This window comes from Aliiroseovarius sediminis, assembly GCF_022678485.1.
GTDB lineage: Bacteria > Pseudomonadota > Alphaproteobacteria > Rhodobacterales > Rhodobacteraceae > Aliiroseovarius > Aliiroseovarius sediminis.
On sequence record NZ_JALBYP010000007.1, the window covers coordinates 1 to 298 of the forward strand.

Below are 298 nucleotides of genomic sequence, written 5' to 3' on the forward strand. Positions count from 1 at the left end.
CGGCAGGCCCGACGCTGCGAGATATCGTGATCCCGCATCGCCCTGAGCGCTGCCTCTCGCCGCTTGATCAGCGTCGTCAGTTCTTTCCCAGAAGATCTTTCAGGACCACGTTGTCGAGCATCGTATCGGCCAGCAGGCGCTTGAGTTTGGCGTTCTCATCTTCAAGAGATTTCAGCCGGGCCGCTTCGGAAACATCCATGCCCCCGTATTTGGCTTTCAGCTTGTAAAACGTGGACGGGCTCAGCCCATGGCGACGGCACACTTCGGCCGTCGCCATGCCTGCCTCCTGCTCCTTGAT

1 pseudogene is annotated in these 298 nt (G+C 59.4%); it reads right to left on the bottom strand.

The window, feature by feature from the left end:
* Positions 1-298, bottom strand: a pseudogene (locus MN186_RS00035) (transposase); the annotation flags it as partial.